Annotated in this window: 3 protein-coding genes; 2 read left to right on the forward strand and 1 reads right to left on the reverse strand. The window is 75.0% G+C overall.

The features are described from left to right. Positions 1 to 103 precede the first annotated feature (103 nt). Complete coding sequence (locus tag E1265_RS33470) at positions 104 to 1600, forward strand: cytochrome P450 (protein WP_207931311.1); 1497 nt, start codon at positions 104 to 106, stop codon at positions 1598 to 1600. A 236-nt stretch (positions 1601 to 1836) separates the two neighbouring features. On the opposite strand, the gene E1265_RS33475 is transcribed toward E1265_RS33470, so the two are convergent. After that, positions 1837 to 2859, reverse strand: a complete 1023-nt coding sequence (locus tag E1265_RS33475) for a terpene cyclase (protein WP_132934714.1) — start codon at positions 2857 to 2859, stop codon at positions 1837 to 1839. A gap of 298 nt (positions 2860 to 3157) precedes the next feature. Between E1265_RS33475 and E1265_RS33480 the strand changes: the two genes are divergently transcribed. Next, a complete protein-coding gene (locus E1265_RS33480; RefSeq protein WP_132934715.1) occupies positions 3158 to 4927 on the forward strand; it encodes an NAD+ synthase in 1770 nt (589 codons plus the stop codon). Positions 4928 to 5071 lie beyond the last annotated feature (144 nt).

Genomic DNA, 5071 nt, shown 5'->3' on the forward strand with positions numbered 1-5071 from the left:
CCCCTCACCCGTCCCCCGCCACCACCGGCGCCGGCCACCCGCCGATCGCCCACGCCGTCGCCGTACCCAGCTCCGCCGCCCGTCCGCACCCCTCGGAGGCACCGTGACCAGGCCGTCGCCAGACCCGTCCCCCAGCAGCCGGCCGGCCGGCGGGCTGACCGCCGCCGTCCCGCCGCCCGGCTGCCCCGCGCACGACCCGGGACCCGGCGGGGTGCACCGGCTGTACGGCCCGGTCGCCTCGGCCGACCCGTTCGGCCTCTACGAGCGGCTGCGCGCCGAGCACGGTTCGGTCGCCCCGGTGCTGCTGGAGGGCGACGTGCCGGCGTGGCTGGTCCTCGGCTACGCGGAGATCCTCGAAGTGACCCGCAACCCGCGCCGGTTCAGCCGGGACGGCCGCAACTGGGGCGAGTACCGGGCCGGCCGGGTGAGCGCCGCCTCGCCCATCGCGCCGGTGCTGCTGTGGGGCCCGGACTGCACCCACGAGGACGGCGAGGTGCACCAGCGGCTGCGGTCCGCCCTCAACCAGAGTCTCGACCGCTTCGACCGGCGCGGGCTGCGCCGCCATGTACAGCGGTACGCCCACCAGTTGATCGACCGCTTCGCCGCCGCCGGCGAGGCGGAGATCCTCGGCCAGTACGCCCAGCAGCTGCCGATGCTGGCGCTGACCACCGTGCTCGGGCTGCCGGAGGAGGAGGGGCCGCGGCTGGTGCGGGCCAGCCGTCAGCTGCTGATCGGCACCGAGAAGGCGGTCAGCGCCGACCGGTACATCCAGCGGACGCTCGGCGAGCTGGTGGCGCGCAAGAGCACGGACCCGGGACACGACCTGGCGTCCTGGCTGCTCGCGCACCCGGCCGACCTCTCCGACGAGGAGGTGGTGCACCACCTGCGCCTGGTGATGGTCGCCGGCAACGAGACCACCACCAACCTGATCGTCAACACCCTGCGGGTGGTGCTCACCCATCCCCGGTTCCGCGGCTCGCTGCACGGCGGGCGGATGACGCTGCCGGCCGCGGTGGAGCAGGTGCTGTGGGACGAGCCGCCGATCTCGGTGTGCCCGGGTGGCTTCGCCACCCAGGACGTGGAGTTGGGCGGCCAGCACATCAGGGAGGGCGACGTGTTACTCCTGGGACTCGCGGCGGCCAACGTCGATCCTGCGGTCCGGCCCGCGCCCGGCGCGCCGATGCACGGCAACCGCTCGCACCTGGCGTTCACCAGCGGCCCGCACGAGTGTCCTGGGCAGGACATCGGGCGGGCCATCACGGGCACGGCGATCGAGGTGCTGCTCGCCAGGCTGCCCGACCTGCGGCTGACCGCCGAGCCCGACGACCTGAGCTGGTCGTCCTCCACCTGGTCACGCCATCTGGACGCGCTGCCGGTGGCGTTCTCGCGCCGCGATCCCGCCCCCTCGGGGGCGGGGACCACGGCGGCGGGCGAGGCCGTGCCGGCGGAGCCCGCCGTGGCACCGGCCGCCGAGGCCGGCGCCAGGCACCGGCGACTCGGCCGCGAAACGCCTCGCGGCGTGCCACACGCCGGCCCGACCCGCGCCTGGCGGGCCCTACGAGCCCGCCTGCGGCGGTGGGGACTCCACCGGTACCGGTGAGACGGCCGCATGCGGCCGGCCCCGCCGGTCACAGCCGCGCCCGCGCGGTACGGAGGTGGCCCACCGCTGGCCGCACTCCGGTCGACCGAGGAAGCGACGACAGCCGGCGGCCCTTCCCCGTGAGGCCGCCAGCGCCGACCGGAGCGACGGCCGAGGGCGCCGGTCATGGCCTGCGGCGCCGGAGGCGAGCCCGCCCGGGCCGTCCGGGCCGAGCCCGGCCCGGCGAGGGCCCCGGCTCAGCCGCCGGCCGGGGCGGCCGGCTCCGGCGCGGCGGCGGGCCGACATGGTTCCGCAGCCTGCGGAGCAGCCTCGTAGCGGGCGGTGACGACGCCCCAGCGTTCGTTGCCGACCATCCAGTTGCGCAGGCCGGCCACGTAGCGCTCGATGTCGGCCCGGCCGCGCGCGTCGATGTCGAGACGTTCGCAGAGCTCCGGCAGGCGGGCGGCCAGGGCGACGAAGACCCGGGCCCGGCTGGCGGCCAGCCTCGTGACCTGCCGCACGGCCTCCTCCCGCCCGCAGCCTCGCGCCCGCTGCCTGATCAGCACCAGGTTGTGCGGGTCGCCCTGCGCCTCCTCCCGGTCCGCGGAGTGCACGTCGTTGCAGAGGAAGACGACGTCGCCGGCGCAGCGGGTGAGCAGCCGCAGCTCGTGGCTCCAGTAGGCGCCGGCCGGCACCTCGAAGTGCCCGGCGCGTTCGATCAGGTCGAAGCACGGCGCCGTGCCGACCGCCTGGCGGCGCAGCCGCACGTACGCGGCCTCGTCCGGCACGACGCCCATGACCCGGTTCCGCGCCTCGCGCACGTAGGCGCGGAAGAAGCGGGCCAGGTTGGCGGCCGCCCTGGCCCGCCAGGCCGGAGACATGCCGACGACGCTGCGCCGCCAGACGTCGGCGTAGGCGCGGGCGATCGGCGCGTCAAGCCTGGGCGGCGCGCCGGGAGCGCGGTAGGGGATGGCGGCCAGCTCGGTGACCAGTTGGGCGACGCGCTCCGGCTGCCTGCCGAGCGGCCCGTCGAACAGGTCGTCGAGCGGGAAGCCGATGCAGACCGCGTCGGTGACCAGATCGAGGTCGCCACCGGCCGCGTCGGGGTAGGCGTAGGCGGCCAGGTCGGTCACCTGCCAGCCCTGGTAGCGGCGGAGCGCCGCCTCGCCGACGACCAGGCCGTGGCGGCGCACCCAGTCCAGGTGGTGGATGCGCGCCCGGCCGGCGCCCGGGTTGATGCTCCCTTGGAACGGCAGGTAGAAGCTGATGTCCTGCGGCATGGCCGCGCCCCTTTCCGGCATGGCATCGTCCCGTCCTCACACGCAGGTGGGTTCAGCCCTGCCCCTTGGCATGCTCGCGTAATCGGCGACCGTGGATCCTGGCCGGATTCCAGGGGCGCCTCACCCACCGATCGGTTGGGGTCGCCATCCCGCGCGGTGACGACCTCACTTCTCATCAGGAATGCGTCATTCGCGGATCATTCCCTATCGCGGGGGGCCGTCGCCGACGCCACGGCCGAAAGCCGACCAGAAGGACCGCGCCCCCCATTGCGTCAGTCGGACGATTACACTCGACCGTGTGCCTCAGCTACGAATCGCCCTGAACCAGATCGACTCCACCGTCGGCGATCTGCCCGGCAACGCGGACGCCGTGCTGCGCTGGACGCGGCACGGCGTCGACCGTGGCGCGCACCTGGTCGCCTTCCCCGAGATGATGCTCACCGGCTATCCGGTCGAGGACCTGGCCCTGCGCCCGTCCTTCGTGGCCGCCAGCCGGGCCGCGCTGCGCGAGCTGGCGGCCAGGCTGGCCGCCGAGGGCCTGGGCGAGGTCCCTGTGGTGCTCGGCTACCTGGACCGGGCCGAGCAGGTCAGCCAGGCGCTCGGCCAGCCGGCCGGCGCCCCGCGCAACGCGGCGGCCGTGCTGCACCGCGGCGAGGTGGCGCTGACCTTCGCCAAGCACCACCTGCCGAACTACGGCGTGTTCGACGAGTTCCGCTACTTCGTGCCCGGCGCGACGCTGCCGGTGATCCGGGTGCACGGCGTGGACGTGGCGCTGGCCATCTGCGAGGACCTGTGGCAGGAGGGCGGCCGGGTGCCGGCCGCCCGCGCGGCGGGCGCCGGGCTGCTGCTGTCCGTCAACGCCTCCCCGTACGAGGTGAACAAGGACGACACCCGGCTCGACCTGGTGCGCAAGCGGGCCCAGGAGGCCGGCTGCACGCTGGCCTATCTGGCGATGGTCGGCGGCCAGGACGAGCTGGTCTTCGACGGCGACTCGATCGTCGTCGACCGGGACGGCACGGTGCTGGCGCGGGCCGCCCAGTTCGCCGAGGAGTGCCTGCTGCTCGACCTGGACCTCCCGGCCGCCGCCCCCGACGCGCCGCCGGCCGGCGTGGTGGACGACGGGCTGCGGATCGACCACGTGACGCTCTCGGCCGAGCCGCTGCCGCCCTACGAGCCGGTCCACCCCGGCGCGGTCGCCGACCGGCTCGACGACGCGGAGGAGATGTACGAGGCGCTGGTCACCGGCGTCCGGGCCTACGTCAGGAAGAACGGGTTCCGCTCGGTGCTGATCGGCCTCTCCGGCGGCATCGACTCGGCGCTGTGCGCGGCGATCGCCTGCGACGCGCTCGGCCCCGAGCAGGTCTTCGGGCTCTCCATGCCCTCCCGCTACTCCTCCGAGCACTCCCGGGGCGACGCGACCGAGCTGGCCAGGCGCACCGGCCTCTCGCTGCGGACGGTGCCGATCGGCGGCATGTTCGACGCCTACCTGGACGCGGTGGAGCTGACCGGCCTCGCCGAGGAGAACCTGCAGTCGCGGCTGCGCGGCACCCTGCTGATGGCGGTCTCCAACCAGGAGGGCCACATCGTGCTCGCCCCGGGTAACAAGAGCGAGCTCGCCGTGGGCTACTCGACCCTCTACGGCGACTCGGTCGGCGCCTACGGGCCGATCAAGGACGTCTACAAGACGGTGGTCTACCGGCTCGCGCGGTGGCGCAACGAGGCCGCGGCGCGGCGGGGCGAGACGCCGCCGATCCCGGAGAACTCGATCGCCAAGCCGCCGAGCGCGGAGCTGCGGCCGGGGCAGGTGGACACGGACTCGCTGCCGGACTACGACGTGCTGGACGGCGTCCTCGAGCTGTACGTGGACCGTGACCGGGGCGCGGCGGACATCGTGGCGGCCGGGTACGACGCGGAGCTGGTGTCGCGGGTGCTGCGCCTCGTCGACGCGGCGGAGTACAAGCGGCGGCAGTATCCGCCGGGGACGAAGATCTCCCCGAAGGTCTTCGGCAAGGACCGCCGCCTCCCCCTCACCAACCGCTGGCGCGAGCCGCTCAGCGACGGAGCCTGAGCGCGGGGGCGGCCTGGCGGCCGCGCCGCTGGGCCCGTGCCGGGGCGCTCCGCGCCGGGATGCCGCGCTTCGCGCGGTGGGACACGGCCTGACGGCCCGCGCGCGGTGCCCGAGCGCTCCGCGCCGGGGTTTTCCCGCCCACCC

Source organism: Streptomyces sp. 8K308, from assembly GCF_004348315.1.
GTDB lineage: Bacteria > Actinomycetota > Actinomycetes > Streptomycetales > Streptomycetaceae > Streptomyces.

Excerpts from the sequence above, each read along its gene's own strand:
- E1265_RS33475 (WP_132934714.1), bottom strand. The coding sequence starts at position 2,859 with ATGCCGCAGGACATCAGCTTCTACCTGCCGTTCCAAGGGAGCATCAAC.